At 70.1% G+C, this 13,761-nt stretch carries 18 protein-coding genes; 11 read left to right on the top strand and 7 right to left on the bottom strand.

All coding sequences use genetic code 11. From position 1 onward, the window contains the following. Positions 1–87 precede the first annotated feature (87 nt). Complete coding sequence (locus tag ACQ7HM_RS07425) at positions 88–1,587, top strand: bifunctional phosphatase PAP2/diacylglycerol kinase family protein (protein WP_434215555.1); 1,500 nt, start codon at positions 88–90, stop codon at positions 1,585–1,587. Beyond that, positions 1,580–2,356: an alpha/beta fold hydrolase gene (locus tag ACQ7HM_RS07420; RefSeq protein WP_434215554.1), complete on the top strand. Its 777-nt coding sequence runs from the start codon at positions 1,580–1,582 to the stop codon at positions 2,354–2,356. Before ACQ7HM_RS07425 ends, ACQ7HM_RS07420 begins: the two co-directional genes overlap by 8 nt. 27 nt (positions 2,357–2,383) lie before the next feature. Here ACQ7HM_RS07420 and ACQ7HM_RS07415 read toward each other — a convergent pair whose 3' ends face one another. From ACQ7HM_RS07415 to ACQ7HM_RS07405, 3 genes are read right to left on the bottom strand one after another with little or no spacing between them, the layout of a single operon-like run. Then, positions 2,384–3,313, bottom strand: coding sequence for a sucrase ferredoxin (locus ACQ7HM_RS07415; RefSeq protein ID WP_434215553.1), 930 nt, complete (start codon positions 3,311–3,313; stop codon positions 2,384–2,386). Beyond that, positions 3,310–4,545, bottom strand: coding sequence for a cupin domain-containing protein (locus ACQ7HM_RS07410; protein ID WP_434215552.1), 1,236 nt, complete (start codon positions 4,543–4,545; stop codon positions 3,310–3,312). The genes ACQ7HM_RS07415 and ACQ7HM_RS07410 overlap by 4 nt, the downstream gene beginning before the upstream one ends. A gap of 13 nt (positions 4,546–4,558) precedes the next feature. Continuing rightward, complete coding sequence (locus ACQ7HM_RS07405; protein WP_045824669.1) at positions 4,559–4,813, bottom strand: hypothetical protein; 255 nt, start codon at positions 4,811–4,813, stop codon at positions 4,559–4,561. A 209-nt stretch (positions 4,814–5,022) separates the two neighbouring features. Here ACQ7HM_RS07405 and ACQ7HM_RS07400 point away from each other — a divergent pair, with 209 nt between their 5' ends. The 3 genes from ACQ7HM_RS07400 to ACQ7HM_RS07390 all read left to right on the top strand — a co-directional run bounded on the left by ACQ7HM_RS07400 (position 5,023) and on the right by ACQ7HM_RS07390 (position 8,091). Beyond that, the gene (locus tag ACQ7HM_RS07400) at positions 5,023–5,565 is read left to right on the top strand and encodes a TetR/AcrR family transcriptional regulator (protein ID WP_434215551.1); all 543 of its coding nucleotides are present in this window, start codon (positions 5,023–5,025) and stop codon (positions 5,563–5,565) included. 191 nt (positions 5,566–5,756) lie between these two features. Then, positions 5,757–7,364 carry a GMC oxidoreductase gene (locus ACQ7HM_RS07395; RefSeq protein ID WP_434215550.1) on the top strand — a complete coding sequence of 536 codons (1,608 nt, stop codon included), beginning with the start codon at positions 5,757–5,759 and terminating at the stop codon, positions 7,362–7,364. 76 nt (positions 7,365–7,440) lie between these two features. Further along, positions 7,441–8,091, top strand: coding sequence for a TetR/AcrR family transcriptional regulator (locus ACQ7HM_RS07390; RefSeq protein ID WP_434215549.1), 651 nt, complete (start codon positions 7,441–7,443; stop codon positions 8,089–8,091). Here ACQ7HM_RS07390 and ACQ7HM_RS07385 read toward each other — a convergent pair. Beyond that, positions 8,028–8,261: a hypothetical protein gene (locus ACQ7HM_RS07385; protein WP_434215548.1), complete on the bottom strand. Its 234-nt coding sequence runs from the start codon at positions 8,259–8,261 to the stop codon at positions 8,028–8,030. The genes ACQ7HM_RS07390 and ACQ7HM_RS07385 overlap by 64 nt on opposite strands. 83 nt (positions 8,262–8,344) lie before the next feature. Between ACQ7HM_RS07385 and ACQ7HM_RS07380 the strand changes: the two genes are divergently transcribed. Beyond that, the gene (locus ACQ7HM_RS07380; RefSeq protein WP_434215547.1) at positions 8,345–9,307 is read left to right on the top strand and encodes a GlxA family transcriptional regulator; all 963 of its coding nucleotides are present in this window, start codon (positions 8,345–8,347) and stop codon (positions 9,305–9,307) included. Positions 9,308–9,326: 19 nt separating this feature from the next. Here ACQ7HM_RS07380 and ACQ7HM_RS07375 read toward each other — a convergent pair whose 3' ends face one another. Then, a complete protein-coding gene (locus ACQ7HM_RS07375) occupies positions 9,327–9,875 on the bottom strand; it encodes a hypothetical protein (RefSeq protein WP_434215546.1) in 549 nt (182 codons plus the stop codon). A gap of 156 nt (positions 9,876–10,031) precedes the next feature. On the opposite strand from ACQ7HM_RS07375, the gene ACQ7HM_RS07370 reads away from it, so the two are divergent. From ACQ7HM_RS07370 to ACQ7HM_RS07350, 5 genes are all read left to right on the top strand, one after another. Then, the gene (locus ACQ7HM_RS07370; protein WP_434215545.1) at positions 10,032–10,655 is read left to right on the top strand and encodes an AIM24 family protein; all 624 of its coding nucleotides are present in this window, start codon (positions 10,032–10,034) and stop codon (positions 10,653–10,655) included. A 5-nt stretch (positions 10,656–10,660) separates the two neighbouring features. Beyond that, positions 10,661–11,353: an AIM24 family protein gene (locus ACQ7HM_RS07365; protein ID WP_434215544.1), complete on the top strand. Its 693-nt coding sequence runs from the start codon at positions 10,661–10,663 to the stop codon at positions 11,351–11,353. Further along, positions 11,350–12,099 (top strand): AIM24 family protein, encoded by a 750-nt coding sequence (locus ACQ7HM_RS07360; RefSeq protein WP_434215543.1) that lies wholly within the window; start codon positions 11,350–11,352, stop codon positions 12,097–12,099. Before ACQ7HM_RS07365 ends, ACQ7HM_RS07360 begins: the two co-directional genes overlap by 4 nt. Positions 12,100–12,275: 176 nt before the next feature. Then, positions 12,276–12,560: a hypothetical protein gene (locus ACQ7HM_RS07355; RefSeq protein WP_434215542.1), complete on the top strand. Its 285-nt coding sequence runs from the start codon at positions 12,276–12,278 to the stop codon at positions 12,558–12,560. After that, positions 12,557–12,829, top strand: coding sequence for a hypothetical protein (locus tag ACQ7HM_RS07350; RefSeq protein ID WP_434215541.1), 273 nt, complete (start codon positions 12,557–12,559; stop codon positions 12,827–12,829). The genes ACQ7HM_RS07355 and ACQ7HM_RS07350 overlap by 4 nt, the downstream gene beginning before the upstream one ends. 18 nt (positions 12,830–12,847) lie before the next feature. On the opposite strand, the gene crcB is transcribed toward ACQ7HM_RS07350, so the two are convergent. After that, the gene (gene crcB / locus ACQ7HM_RS07345; RefSeq protein ID WP_434215540.1) at positions 12,848–13,219 is read right to left on the bottom strand and encodes a fluoride efflux transporter CrcB; all 372 of its coding nucleotides are present in this window, start codon (positions 13,217–13,219) and stop codon (positions 12,848–12,850) included. Continuing rightward, entirely contained in the window at positions 13,216–13,605 is a 390-nt protein-coding gene (locus ACQ7HM_RS07340; RefSeq protein WP_434215656.1) for a fluoride efflux transporter FluC, read from the bottom strand. The genes crcB and ACQ7HM_RS07340 overlap by 4 nt, the downstream gene beginning before the upstream one ends. Between the last annotated feature and the right edge of the window lie 156 nt (positions 13,606–13,761).

The raw sequence follows: 13,761 nt of genomic DNA, 5'->3' as shown, positions 1-13,761 counted from the left end.
TGCCGCGCAGGCGGAGTCATCGCGCACCGGCTGGTTCGGTCCCGACGGTGTCGGACGCCGGGTGCGATCTGGGGCACACTGAGAGCCATGAGAACCGGGCACCACCGCCGGCGCAGACGCATCGGGGTCGCCCTCGGTGCCGTCGATCGCGCCGTCTACGACGCGGTCGCACGATCGGACAGCCCCCTGCTCGACGCCACGATGCCGCGGCTGACGAACGCGGCCAACTATTCGCGACTGTGGTTCGCGATCGCGGCCGGTCTCGTCGCGTCGCGGTCGGCGTCGGCGCAGCGCGGCGCGGCGCGTGGGGTGACCAGTCTCGCCGTCAGCAGTGTCGTGACCAACCAGATCGCCAAGCGCGTGTGGTCGCGGCGGCGCCCCATCCCCGACGCGGTTCCGCTGGCCCGGGTCGTCCGCACGCCGTCGTCGACGTCGATGCCCTCGGGGCACTCGGCCAGTGCGGCCGCCTTCGCGGTCGGTGTCGGGCTGGAGAACCGGAAGTTCGGTGCCGCGCTCGCCCCGCTGGCCGCGCTGGTCGGCGTCTCCCGGGTCGCCACCGGCGCGCACTACCCCGCAGACGTGGTCGTCGGATTCGGCATGGGCGCCTCCATCGCGCTGCTCATCGGGCGCGTGTTCCCGCCGATGTCGGTGTACCGCCCGGTCGACCATGCACCGCGATGGGTGCCGACCCGTGAGCGCAGCGACGGGGCCGGGGTCGTGCTGGTCATCAACCCCAACTCCGGCAGTGGCAGCGGCGAGCGGATCATCGACGAGATCCGCGCCCACCTGCCCGCCGCGGAGATCGTGACGTGCGGCGAGGGCGACGACACCACCGAGTTGCTGCGTCGCGCCGCCGAGCGCGCCGAGGTCCTCGCCGTCGGTGGCGGCGACGGGACCGTCGCGGCGGCCGCCGACATCGCCCGTACCTCGGGTGTGCCGCTGGCGGTGTTCCCTGCGGGCACCTTCAACCACTTCGCCAAGGACATCGGCTGCGCCACGGTGGCCGACACCGTCGCCGCGATCCGCAAGGGCCGCGTGGCGCGGGTCGACCTCGCCCTGCTCAACGGCGAGACGGCCTTCATCAACAACGCCAACATCGGCGCGTACCCCCAGTTCGTGCGGTTCCGCGAGCGGTACGAGAACACGCTGGGCAAGCCCGTCGCCAGTGTCTACGCCATGCTGCACACCCTGCGCCGGGAACGCCCGGTGCGACTGCGCTACCGGGACACCGGCAACGAGGACACCACCGTCACCACGTCACTGTTCTTCCTGGGGACGTCGGTCTACGAGACACCGGGTTTCGCCCCGGCCCACCGCCCACGGATGGACGACGGTCTCCTCGACGTCCGCATCCTCGAGGTCGACAAGCGGTTCGCGAAGATCCGCATCATGTTCTCCGTCCTCACCGGGCAGCTCGCACGGTCGAAGCTCTATCACGAGATGCGCGTCACCGACTTCACCGTGACCTCGCTCGACGGACCCACGACCATCGCACTCGACGGGGAGATCCGCACCCGCGCCACGACGGCGTCGTTCACCGTCGATCACGAGGGTCTGGCGGTGTTCGGGAGTTTCGAGCGTGAGTGAGAGCCACTCGGTCGTCGCTCGCGACGGTACGCGGCTGGCCGTCTCCGTCCGCGGCAGCGGACCCGCGCTGCTCCTGCTGGCCGGGCAGTCCAACGACCACACCTGGTGGGACGGGGTGCGCGACGACCTCGGCGCCGGTCGCACCACGATCGCCGTGGACTACCGCGGGACCGGCGGCAGCGACTCACCCGAGATGCCCTATTCCACAACGATGTTCGCCGACGACGCGATCGCGGTGCTCGACGACCTCGGGATCGGCGACGCGGCGGTTTACGGCACGTCGATGGGTGGTCGCGTCGCGCAGTGGGTCGGCGCGCTGCACCCCGACCGCGTGACGCACCTGATCCTGGGGTGCACCACACCGGGCGACGCCCACGGCGTGCCCCGCAGCGCCGAGGTCCGACGTGCACTGGCCCACGACCGCTCGCAGGAGGTGCTCACCGACCTCATGTACACACCGCGGTGGCGCGCGAACCATCCCGGCCCGTATCGCACCCTCGGTGACCCGTCGATGACGAACCACGCCCGGCACCGACACCTGCAGGCGAGCAACAACCATGACGCGTGGGATGCGTTGGGCGACATCACCGCACCGACGCTGATCCTCCACGGCGACGACGACCGGATGGCGCCGGTCGGCAACGCCGCACTCCTCGCCGAACGCATCGCCGACGCGACGGTGCGGGTGTTCGCCGGTGCGCGGCACGCCTACTTCGAGGAGTGCCACCGCGAGGCCGGGCCCGCCGTCACCGAGTTCCTCACCCGCTGAGCGATCCCCGGACGCCCGCCGGGGGCGTCAGGGAAAGTCGATGTGGTCCAGGGCGAATCGCCGGACACTGCCCGGGATCGTGGCGTCACACGTGGAGAGCAGCGGCGGCGACGCCGACACCCGCAGCGTCACCTCGGCACGACGACCGTCGCCGGCGTCGAGGACGACGCGCGCGGTCTCCCCGTCGTCGAGCACGTCGATCGGTGCGAACGCCTCGATCCGATCGTCCCCGGTGTGTTCGCGGGCGAAGTGTTGCGCAGCCTGCACCACGTGCGGGACGCAGGTCCTCCCGCGCAGCAGGTCCGGGGCGACGCGACCCCGGGCATGTCGGGCCATGAGGTCGACCACATCCCCGGAGTCGACCCGCCCGTAACTCAACCCGTCGGGCAGCACGATCATCGTCGCCGCGAACCGATCACCTCCCAGATGCGAGCACTCCCAGGTGATGTCGGGGTTCGCGGCGGCCAGATCGGCGGTGGCGGCCCGGCCGCGCACCGCGCAACAGCGGTCGTGTCTGCCGTGGGCGCACACGGCGGCGAGCGGGCCGTCGACGACAAATCCGGCCGAGCCGTCGAGGGGCAGATCGAGATAGTCCTCCGGACCGGAGACCTCGCCGCCGTGCAGAACCGAACCGACGGGCCGGGTCTGCGCGATGAACCACCGCCACCGCGGGGTCGGGGCGCGACGTCCCGGGCGGCGGATGGCCACGATGCGCATCGACGCCGCCTCGGCGCGCCGGACGATCGCCCGCCCCAGTGCGGGCTCCAGGATGCGCGGCGACTGCAGGAAGGCCGAGTGCCCCCACGGTCCGGCCACCTCGAGGAGGAGCCAGTCGTGGCCGAGAGACGCCGTCGCGAAGAGGGGTTCGTCGGCCGCCAACGACCGGTCACTGCACGGCGGCAGCGCCGGGTCCCGTTCGCCGACGGTGACGCTCGATCGGCCGTTGGGCGGGTTCACACCCCCGCCGGGACCACGACGGACTCGCGTAGGAGGCGCCGGATGAGCACGGTGCCGTCGGCGGCGTCGAGTCCGGGAAGTGTTGTCGCCGTGGCCGCAGCGGTGTCTCCGGACCCCTCGGTCGAACGCAGATGCCGCAGCGCCGGCGCGCAGGAGCCGGGGAACGAGATGGTCCGGTCGGGCAGCTGCACGCGGACGCGTCCGGTCGTCGGGTCGTCGACGACGGACCCGAGGAGACCGTGTCGCCAGCGCACGCCCACCGACCCTGCGGCCGCGATGGCATCGAGGGTGGCCAGGGGCCGGACCGCGGCGGGGCGGGTACGGCTCGCGAAACTGCCTGCGAGGTCGTCGGCCACGGCCGATCCCCACTCGTCGGCGCGGTCGCGGATCTCGTCGGCGAAGGCCAGCAACGCCTTCGTCGCGTGTGCGGCGACGGCGTCGTGATCGGTGGGGTCGATGCCGACGGGAAGCGAGGTCCGCAGGTCGGTCACCGCACCGGCGACACGGTCGACCGCGGCCCGCACCACGTCGACGCGCGTCAGCGCGGGCACGCCGATGGTCAGGTGGATGGCGGTCTCGTCGGTGGTCCGTGCGGAGTGCAGCCAGCCGCGCGGCAGGTAGAGCGCATCGCCGGGGGCGAGATCGGTGTCGATGACCGGGGCCTCGGTGACCCGCCGGGCGATCGCGTCGCGGTGACCGGTCCACGCGTCGGTGGGCAGCGGGCTGGTCACCACCGGTTCGTGGACCGTCCAGTGTTTGTGGCCGGCGACCTGCAGCACGAAGACGTCGTGCACGTCGTGGTGGGAGTCGAAACCCTGGCTGCCGGGAGGGGTGATGTAGGCATTGGCCTGGACCGGGTGTCCGAGGTCGTCGACGAGGCGTCGGACGAAATCGATGACCGGGGGCCAGAGGCGATGGAGTCCCTGCAGGACGATCGAGGCGCCGTCGGCGAACTGCGCCAACGCCTTCGCCGAGTCGACCTGGTCGCCGATCTCGGCGCCGACCCCGGCCGGCCCGAGGAACTCGTCACGCGAGAGCAGGGCGCCGTCGCGCGCCATGCGGATGAACGGCGCGCGTACCCCGCGCTCGGCGAGCAGTTCGTCGACCGCGGAGGCCGAGAGCAGATCACCGAAGTCGCGGGGCAGCGTCGTCGAGGTGCTGAGCAGTGGTCCACGACCCCAGTACTCGCGCTGGAAGGTTCCCAGATCGACTGAGATACAACGGCTCAGCATCTTCTGGTGTCGGTCAGGCCGTGCCGTCGGCGCCGCCGTCGTGGCCACCGGGGTTCGAGCCACCGTCGGCCGGGCCCTCGCCCGCACCCGCGGTGCCGTCGGCGCCGCCGTCGTGACCGTCGGGGTTCGAACCACCGTCGGCCGGGCCCTCGCCCGCACCCGCGGTGCCGTCGGCGCCGCCGTCGTGGCCACCGGGATTCGAACCGCCGTCGGCCGGGCCTTCTCCGCCGCCGGTGGAGGTGGTGATGTCATCGTCGTCGAGCGCCATGATCTGCCTTTCGTCGAGCGTGAACGTGCGCGTGATCCAACGTCTCCTGTCTACCACCCGAGCGGTGGTCGTCGTGGGGCTCCCGGCACCTCGGATCACCGCGGTTGCGAAGATGTTTCGGTCGAGGGAGTCGGTGGTATCCGGCTCCGGCGGTCTCCCGACATGTGCGAGTTCTGACCATTCGGCGTCCGACGCGGGATAATCACCCCATGCGGTCGCGACAGAAGGTCATCGACGCGACGCTCGATCTGGTCGCCGAGGGCGGGTTCGCCGCCGCCAGCATCGCAGCCGTGGCGTCGCGGGCAGGCGTGTCCCGTCAGACGGTCTACTCGATCTTCGGCAGCCGCGAGGACATGGTGTCGCAGGCGGTGATCAGCGTGACCATGGAGGCGACCGACGAGATCCGGTCCGGCGTCGACGCCGCCGAGGGTCCCGCGGAGTACCTCGTGGAGTTCGTCATCGCCGGCCGGGCGGTACTGCACCGACACCCGGTGCTCGCCACGTTGCTGCGCGGCGAGGCCCTCAACCCGCTGTTCGACACCGGCATGCTTTCGCGCGCGCGCCCGGTCGCACGGGAGATGCTCGCCCCCATGGCCGTCCGCTTCCCTCAGATCGAGTCCCGGATGGACGACATCGTCGAGATGGCACTGCTCATCGGACTCTCGGTGATCCTGTTCGACGACCCGGCCGACCGTCCCGACGACGAGCTGCGGGCGTTCCTGACGCGATGGATCGCACCCTCCCTCGATTAGTTCTTGACACTTTTCGCAGTCACTGTCTAGTTTCAGAGGGCGTCACCGTCAGCCGGTGGTCGGGGGACCGCGTACCGGCGGTGGCGCATCATCTGTCACCGCGCATCCGTCCGCCCGTCGGCCCACGGATGTGTCCACTCCCCCGGCCACGACCCGTCCTCGTCCACGACCGCTCTCCCGGGGGATCTCTCATGACCGATGTCAGTCGCCGCTCGTTACTCGCGGGCACCGCCGCCGCCGGCGTCGCCGCACTCGCCACACCCGCCCTGGCACAGGCACAGACCGCGGGGTCCCGTCGCTCCCCATCCCCGGCCCGCGTCCGCCTCACCCGGGAGAGCCACCGCGTGGTGGTCGTCGGCTCGGGATTCGGCGGCGGCGTCACCGCGCTGCGGCTGGCGCAGGCAGGCGTCCCGGTGCTGGTGCTCGAACGCGGGAACCGCTGGCCCACCGGTCCGAACGCGAAGACATTCCCTCTCGCGACCTCGCCGGACAAGCGGCTGCTGTGGCATCGCGGTGCCCCGCAACTGTTCGGCAAACCCGTCGCGTTCGATCCGTACACCGGCCTGCTCGACGCCGTCGTCGGGGAGAACATGACCGCGATCTGCGCGGCCGGTGTCGGGGGTGGCTCCCTCATCTACCAGGGCATGACGCTGCAGCCCGCCGAGGACGTCTTCCTCACGCAGTTCCCCGAGCAACTCGACTACGCCCGCCTCGCCCGCACCCACTACCCGCGGGTGGCGCGGATGCTGCAGCTCGAGACCGCGCCCGACGCCCTCGTCGACAGCCCGCAGTATCACGCGCCGCGGGTGTTCGCGAAACGTGCACGGGCGGTGGGACTCCCGGTCTCCAAGATCCCGATGCCGATCGACTGGACCTACGCCTTGCGCGAACTGCGCGGCGAGATGACCCCGTCCTACACGAACAGCGCGGGCAGCATCGGGGTGAACAACGGCGGCAAGCACAGTGTCGACGTCACCTACATCAAGCAGGCCGAGGCGACCGGTCGCGTCACCGTCGCGGTCCGACACGAGGTCCGCGAGGTCTTCCGAACCCGCAACGGGCAGTGGGAGGTCCACGTCGACCGCACCGACACCTCGGGGCGTGTTCTCGAGAACAAGATCATCACGACACCGACGTTGGTGATGGCGGCGGGCACGATGAACACGACACGCCTGCTGATGCGCGCCGCGGCCAAGGACCAGATCACCGACATGCCCGACGGTCTGGGACGCGGGTGGGGAAGCAATGCCGACCGAATCTATTCCTGGACGAGCCTCACCGAGGACTTCGGCGCCGTCCAGGGTGGTCCGGTCGTGTTCGGATCGCTCGACTGGTCACGCCCGACCGAGGCCATCACGGTGATCCAGGCGTCGATCCCGTCGGTGGCGGGTATCGACTCGCGCACGACCATGATGGTGGGCTACGGAGTCAGCGACGGCCGCGGCCACTTCACCTACGACTCCCGCGCCGACGACGCGATCCTGCGATGGCCCACGAACGGCGACGCGCGCATCCAGAACACCCGTATCGGGCCCACCGTGCGCAAGATCGCCGGACCCGACGTCCTCACCGACACCACCGGTGTCTTCCCCAACACGTGGCACCCGCTGGGCGGTGCGTCGATGGGCTCGGTGTGCGACCTCGACGGCCGCGTCCGGGGGCAGAAGGGGCTCTATGTCCTCGACGGCGCGCTGATCCCCGGCAACTGCGCGGCGTGCAATCCGTCGATGACCATCGCCGCGATCGCCGAGCGCGCACTCGACAACCTGGTGGCGAACGACGTCGGGACGATCATCTGACCCGCGGCGTCACCGATCGTCTGCAGGACTCCTCGGATCGGGGTCGCCGCCTCCGGGCCGACTAGTCTGGACGGCGATGAGACCGGGTGCGACGAGTGTGCAGACGACGGGCCGCCGCTATGGCGGCCAGGATCCGGCGGCCCGACAGGCGGCGCGGCGCGAACAGCTCCTCGACGCCGGTCTCGAGTGTTTCGGCACCGATGGCTACCAGCGGACCTCGGTGAAACAGGTCTGCGAACGCGCCGGACTCACCCAGCGGTACTTCTACGAATCCTTCGACGACCGTGAAGGATTGCTGCTCGCGGTCTACGACTCGGTCGTCGAGCTCGTCCGCGGCCGGACCGAGGCGTCGATCGCCGACGGCGGCAGCAGCATCGCCGACCTGGCGCGAGTGGCGCTGAACGAGTTCGTCGACTGCCTCACCGAGGACGCACGCCGCGCCCGCATCATGCTGCTCGAGGTCGTCGGCGTCAGCCCTGCGCTCGAAGCGCGTCGCCACCGGGTCATCCACGATTTCGCCGAGGTCATCGTCGCCGCGGGGGCCGCCCACGCCGGCCTCGCAGAGGTGACCCATGAGTTCCACCTCGTCGCCGTGGGGCTGGTGGGTGCGGTCAACCAGCTGCTCACCGACTGGGTGCTCGGCAACGGGTCGACCGACCCCGATCACATCCTGGCGGTCTGCGTCCGGCTGTTCGCGGCCGCGTTCGACGACTTCGTCCCGGACTGAGCCGCGACCGGGTTACGGCCGGTCAGCATGCGCAGTTCGGCGTGGATACGCGCCGCGTCGGGCCCGCTGGAGAACGGCACCCGATCGAGATGGGCGGTGTCGCGCTGGTTGCGGTAGACCGCGACGAAGGCGATGAAAAGAACCGGTACGAGGATCACTGCGAGAGTCATGTCAGAAAGTGTGTTCTCGCTGATATCGTGCCACCAGCGGCAGAATTGCCGATGTTCACAAAATTTCTGCCACACTGGTCGACATGCTGAGGACTGTCGCCGTGATCGTGCAGGAGCCCGTCGCGCTCTTCGAATACGGCGTGGTGCACGAGGTCTTCGGGCTCGACCGCACCGATGACGGCGTGCCGCCCTTCGAGTTGCTCATCTGCTCGCCGACGCCGAACGTCCCGCTCGCGAGCGGCAGCGGGGCGTCGATCATCGCGCCCCTGCCGCTGTCGGCCGCTCTCGACGCCGACCTCGTCGCCATCCCCGGCGGTCCCAGCGACGGGGATCCGCTGCCCGAGGTGCTCGACGTGCTCCGCACCGTCGCCACCCGTGGTGGCCGCCTGCTGTCGGTGTGCACCGGCGCCTTCACGATCGCGGCCACCGGCCTGCTCGACGGGAAGCGCTGCACCACGCACTGGCGCCACGGCGAGAAGTTGACCGCGCGGTATCCGAACACCGTCGTCGACACCGACGTCCTTTTCGTCGACGAGTTCCCGATCGTCACCAGCGCGGGCACAGCGGCCGGGATCGACGCCTGCCTGCACATCGTGCGGCAGGAACACGGACCCGTCGTGGCCAACGCCATCGCCCGTCGCATGGTGGTGCCGCCGCACCGGGACGGCGGTCAGCGACAGTTCGTGTCGGCGCCCGTCCCGGACTGTTCGGAGGACGGGTTCGGCGCGGTGCTCGCGTGGATGCTCGAGAACCTCGCCGACGACATCTCGGTACCCGCCCTGGCGGCGCGCTCACACATGTCCGCGCGGACGTTCGCCCGGCGATTCGTCGACGAGGTCGGTACCACCCCTCACCGCTGGCTGACCGAGCAGCGGGTGCTGCATGCGCAGAACATGCTGGAGGCCACCGACATCGGGATCGAAGAGGTCGCCGAACGCGCCGGCTTCGGGTCGGCGACGCTGCTGCGCCACCACTTCTCGGCCGTCGTCGGCGTCTCCCCCACCGCCTACCGGCGACGCTTCGGCTGCGTGGTCGCCGCCGAGTGAGGGGGCGGCCCGCCCGTGCTCAGCGCGCGGCGGTGGGCGGATCGGTGTCCGCCGAACCGCTTGTCGCGACAGCGCCTTTCGCGGCAGAGCCTTCCGCGGCATCGTTTGTCGCGGTGTCGGCGAGCGGCTCGTCCCCGTCGTCGAAGGCGATGCGCGGGACCACGGTGGCGGCGAGGGCCGCTCGCACGGCGTGGACGATCAGCGCGACGCCGAATCCCACGGCCGCGGCCAGTGCGAGGTAGTACGCGACGTCGACGAGCGCGCCCGATCCCGGTTCGGTGACGAGGGCGGCGGCGAGGGCCAGGACCAGACCACCCGCGGACCATGCGGTCGCCACCAATCGCGGTGCGGTGGTCGATGCGGCGAACAGTCGGCGGTAGATCGTCGTCTCGAACTCGTCGACGGCCGCCAGTCGCACCGGATCGCCGTCGGCGAGTGTGCGCAGCGACGCCGCGAGTGCCGCGTCGCGACCGAGGTGGTCACCCTCGCGCCGCCGGTGGTGGGCGTAGGCGATGACCACCCCGATCGCCGCCACGAGTCCGAACGCCGCCACCACAGAGCTGTCCACGGCGCTCACGCTACCGCCCGACCACGGCCGCGACGGCCGACAGCGATTTGTCCGTTTGACCGCCCGCCCGCGCGCCGTGCGCCCTACGATTGCCCCGGACATGCGCCCGGCCGTACCGGCCGGAGACGCATCGGGCATCGTCCTCGAGGAGCACCGATGGCTGAACTGGTCGAACACTCCGCGCGCATCGTCGCCGCGCGTCTCGACAACACCTCGGTCCGGGCGATATCGGGATCGATGGTCTCCTACCAGGGCACGGTGGCGTTCAAGTCGGCCGGCTTCGGCGGCGGATCGGGCGTCCTCGCCGGGCTCAAGCAACGCGCCACCGGCGAGAGCCTGTCACTGATGGAGGCCACCGGTACAGGGGTCGTCCACCTCGCCGTCAACGGGCAGTACGTCAGTGTGCTGCAGCTGAACAACGAGACGCTGCAGGTCGAGTCGCAGCAACTGCTCGCGATGGCGGGTGCGCTGCAGACCAACGTCACCTTCGCCGGCCTCGGCGGCATGAGCAGTGGACAGGGACTCTTCACCACCACCGTGACCGGCACCGGTCAGGTCGCACTGCTGTCGTCGGGTGGCCCCCTGATCCACCTCGAGGTCAACCCGAACCTCCCCCTGGTGGTCGACCCCGACGCGTTCGTATCGGCGAAAGGTCAACTGCAGCAGTCGTTCGTCACCGACGTCAGCTGGCGCGACATGGTCGGCGCGGGCGGCGGGGAGGCGTTCTCCCTGCGCTGGCAGGGCCAGGGTGTCGTCTCGATCCAACCCGCGGAACGGTGAGCGCCATGGTCTTCGAGAAGGTCAACAGCAAGGTCGTCTCGGTCGACATCGCCCGAGCCGGCGGGGTGATCGCCCGCAAGGGCGCCATGCTCTTCTACACCGGCCAGGTGATGTTCTCGCCGCACATGATCCCCGGTGCCGTCGGCGCGGGCCTCGGCGCGGTGGCGGGAATGGCAGGTCGGATGATGGCCGGCGAGCACGAGAAGACGATGCTCGCGCAGGGAAACGGTCTGGTGCACTACGGCTTCGCCGGCCTCGCGGTCCACGTCGTCGATCTTCCCCAGGGTGGCACGGTGACCGCGGACGCCTCCCGACTGCTCGGACACACCGCCGGCATGCAGGCATCGGTGGTGATGATGCAGTCCCAGTCCGGCGGTGGGGGTGGCGGACTGCGCAACGCGCTGCGCGGTGCCGCGACCGGAGCCCTCACCGGCAACGGCCTGATGACCACCCAGTTGCAGGGCCAGGGCGCGGTGGTGTTGCTCGCCCACGGCGAGGTGATGGAACTGCGCGTGGGCGGCGAGCCCGTCGTCGTCGACCCGCAGGCGTTCGTCGGGACGTTGGGACACGTTCAGACACAACTGAAATCGGCGCTGAGTTGGCGTGACGCGGTGGGACGCGGCGCAGGCGAGGCCATGCAGTTGCACTGCACGGGCGACGGCATCGTCTTCGTGCAGGCATCGGAGGAGAAGCTGTGAGCGACATCCTGCACCCCGGGGTCCTGGTGGGCGACGACAACGTGCCGCACAACTCCTACGCGTACTACATCACCCTCGACAAGCCCTGGATCATGTCGAGGGGCGCGATGATCGCCTACTACGGGCAGATGCAGTTCCGGACACTGATGCAGGGCCTGCAGTCGGGATTGCTCTCCTCCATCGCCGGCACCATCAGCGCCCCGATGTACATGGGGAACTTCGTCGTCGCCGAGGGCCAGGGGACGTTGATCATCGGCGACCGCGGCTTCGACATCAACTCCTTCGACCTCGACGACGGCAATCTCACCGTGCGCGCGGCGAACCTGCTCGCGTTCGAGCCGGGCCTGCAGCTCAACCAGTCGATCGTGCCTGGCTATCTCACGCTCATCGGGACCGGGAAGTTCCTGGCCTCGTCGAACGGCCCGGTGATGTTCGCCGAGCCCCCGGTGCGCGTCGACCCCCAGTCCCTGGTGGGGTGGGCCGACTGCCCGTCACCGAGTCATCACTACGACCAGAACTGGGTGAACGGCTTCATGGCCGCCGGTGCGGCCATGATGGGCGCGGGCAGTGGCGAAGAGCAACAGTTCGACTTCACCGGCGCCGGAACGGTTCTCATCCAGTCGAGTGAGAAGGTCCGCAACGACGCCGACATCGTGCGCACCATCGAGACCCAGATCCCCGGGTTGTCGCAGGGCGGCATCCGCCGGATCATGGCCACGGCACAGGCACACATCAGCCAGCAGTGACGCCCCCGGCGACCGCGCGCCGTTATCGTTCCGTTACCGACGCCTCGAATGAATACCGATGCGTCCGGGGATTCTCTGTTCGAGCAGGTAACGGTATAGCGTCCTTTTCATAGCGATCAAAGAAATGGGTCGTCGTGTCACACGTGCTTAGCTGCGCGTTGTTCGAAAGGCCCGCCATGGACCAGAACATTCTCGAGCACCACACCCTCGCCCCCGCCGGCGTCGAACCCGCTGCCACCATCTCGGCCGCCCCTCTCGCCGACGCGGACACCACGTCGGATTCCGTTCTCGCCGACGTCGCCGACAAGGCGGAGAACCTGCTCGGCGACATCGCCGACGCACTTCCCGGCGCGCCCGAGAACCTGTTGCTCGGTGAGCACGGCGGCGTGATCATGCTCGCCGCCCTCGTCATCGCGACCATCGTGATCCTGGCCGCCTCCGCGGCCACCGGAGCCCTGTGAGCACGGGCCCCGCACCCATGGGTGTCGGTCCCGACGAGCGCGGCCGTGACTGGCTGACCCTCGCCATCGAAGGTGTCCTCGTCGCCGTCATCCTGGGCACGCTCATCGGCGCGGTCGTGACCGCGCTGCCGCTCATGGGCCTGCTGTCGACGATCGGTGTCGTCGCCGCGCTGGTCGTGATCGTGCTTCTCGTCGCGCTGGCCGCGTTCCTGGGCCGCAGCGCCGACGACGAACCGCTCGAGTCGATCGGCGACGTCGAGAACTTCTGACCACGGTCCCCGACGTTCTCAGCGCAGCGCGGAGACGATCCCGAGCCCGGCGGCGCACGCCGCCAGCGACACGATCAACGACACTGCGGCATAACCGATCCCGGCGCCGGTTCGACCCGCACGCAGCAGCGACACAGTCTCGACGCTCGCCGTGCTGAACGTGGTGTACCCGCCGCAGAACCCGGTACCGATCACGGCCTGCCAGTCGGCGTCGACCCCGGCATCGGTCACCAGCGCGGCGAGCACGCCCAAGGCGAACGATCCGGTGACGTTGATGATCGTGGTCTGCCACGGCGTCGACCACCCGAACCGGTGACGCAGCTCGCCGTCGACGGCGAACCGGGCGACCGCACCAAGCGCCCCGGCCAGGATGACCAGCGCCGCGATCATCGAGTCGCCACCCGTCGTGCACCGATGAATCCCGCTGCAGCGCAGCCGACTCCCGCGACGACGGTCGCCACCACATACGACAAGCCCAGCGCGCGGTGGGTACCGGCGAGCAGACGGTCGGACTCCAGCGCGAACGCGCTGTAGGTCGTCAACGATCCACAGAAGCCGACCCCGACGAACAGCCGGACACGTTGTCGTACACCGACGTCCGGGCCCGACACCGCCAGCCACCCGACGAGTGCGCCGAGGATGGTGGCGCCGACGAGGTTCACGATGAAGGTGGCCCACGGCCACCCGCTCGCCGCGGCCGGATCGACACGCTCGGCGGCGTAGCGGACTGCGGTGCCGACGAGTCCGCCGACGAAGACCGCGAGCATCGCGCGCATCTGGCGATGCAGCGGGACGGGAGCCGGGGTGTCGGGGTCGGTCACCCGCTCACGCTACAACCGGCCCCGAAGACGCCGACAGCGTGCATCTCTCGCTCGTCCCCTCCACGAGGGGCGGGAGTGATGCACGCTGCAGCGCAGTCGATGCCCTGGCGG

The organism is Williamsia sp. MIQD14 (assembly GCF_051025635.1).
Taxonomy (GTDB): domain Bacteria; phylum Actinomycetota; class Actinomycetes; order Mycobacteriales; family Mycobacteriaceae; genus Williamsia_A.
The sequence above is the reverse complement of the archived record's forward strand: the minus strand, read 5'-3'. Positions and strand labels throughout refer to the sequence as shown.

What these genes read in the sequence shown, in the direction of transcription:
- ACQ7HM_RS07380 (WP_434215547.1), top strand. Translation starts at nt 8,345, where the DNA reads ATGCTGAGGACTGTCGCCGTGATCGTGCAGGAGCCCGTCGCGCTCTTC.
- ACQ7HM_RS07390 (WP_434215549.1), top strand. Translation starts at nt 7,441, where the DNA reads ATGAGACCGGGTGCGACGAGTGTGCAGACGACGGGCCGCCGCTATGGC.
- ACQ7HM_RS07340 (WP_434215656.1), bottom strand. Translation starts at nt 13,605, where the DNA reads ATGCGCGCGATGCTCGCGGTCTTCGTCGGCGGACTCGTCGGCACCGCA.
- crcB (WP_434215540.1), bottom strand. Translation starts at nt 13,219, where the DNA reads ATGATCGCGGCGCTGGTCATCCTGGCCGGGGCGCTTGGTGCGGTCGCC.
- ACQ7HM_RS07365 (WP_434215544.1), top strand. Translation starts at nt 10,661, where the DNA reads ATGGTCTTCGAGAAGGTCAACAGCAAGGTCGTCTCGGTCGACATCGCC.
- ACQ7HM_RS07395 (WP_434215550.1), top strand. Translation starts at nt 5,757, where the DNA reads ATGACCGATGTCAGTCGCCGCTCGTTACTCGCGGGCACCGCCGCCGCC.
- ACQ7HM_RS07355 (WP_434215542.1), top strand. Translation starts at nt 12,276, where the DNA reads ATGGACCAGAACATTCTCGAGCACCACACCCTCGCCCCCGCCGGCGTC.
- ACQ7HM_RS07385 (WP_434215548.1), bottom strand. Translation starts at nt 8,261, where the DNA reads ATGACTCTCGCAGTGATCCTCGTACCGGTTCTTTTCATCGCCTTCGTC.
- ACQ7HM_RS07370 (WP_434215545.1), top strand. Translation starts at nt 10,032, where the DNA reads ATGGCTGAACTGGTCGAACACTCCGCGCGCATCGTCGCCGCGCGTCTC.
- ACQ7HM_RS07405 (WP_045824669.1), bottom strand. Translation starts at nt 4,813, where the DNA reads ATGGCGCTCGACGACGATGACATCACCACCTCCACCGGCGGCGGAGAA.
- ACQ7HM_RS07410 (WP_434215552.1), bottom strand. Translation starts at nt 4,545, where the DNA reads ATGCTGAGCCGTTGTATCTCAGTCGATCTGGGAACCTTCCAGCGCGAG.
- ACQ7HM_RS07425 (WP_434215555.1), top strand. Translation starts at nt 88, where the DNA reads ATGAGAACCGGGCACCACCGCCGGCGCAGACGCATCGGGGTCGCCCTC.
- ACQ7HM_RS07400 (WP_434215551.1), top strand. Translation starts at nt 5,023, where the DNA reads ATGCGGTCGCGACAGAAGGTCATCGACGCGACGCTCGATCTGGTCGCC.